The organism is Cupriavidus sp. SIMBA_020 (assembly GCF_046535395.1).
Lineage (GTDB): Bacteria > Pseudomonadota > Gammaproteobacteria > Burkholderiales > Burkholderiaceae > Cupriavidus > Cupriavidus campinensis.
The window spans coordinates 1-288 of sequence record NZ_JAWRWU010000357.1; the positions used below are offsets into that span (position 1 = coordinate 1).

Here is a 288-nt window from a genome sequence, read left to right on the forward strand (position 1 = left end):
TGACGTTTTTCGTTCCTTCAAAATTGACCCGTATGACGTCTTCTTCATTGCTTCGGCAGCTGTCCACTCCGACCATTGCCGCCAAATGGACAACCGCATCCGCTCCCCGCAGTGATTCGCGGAGGGACGTCCGGTCAAGAATATCCGTTTGGCGGTATTCAGTGTCAAAAGCCGGCTCCTTTTGGTCTGCAATGATGGTGTGATAACCTTTAGCCTGTAATAATGCCGCCAGTTCGCTTCCGATAAAACCGGCTCCTCCGATAATCGCAATATGTTTCATGATCCAAC

General features: G+C 50.3%; 1 protein-coding gene. It reads right to left on the minus strand.

Annotated elements, in window-relative coordinates; genetic code table 11:
• On the minus strand, positions 1-288 hold a 288-nt coding region (locus tag SB751_RS29565; protein ID WP_410748968.1), incomplete at both ends, for an NAD-dependent epimerase/dehydratase family protein.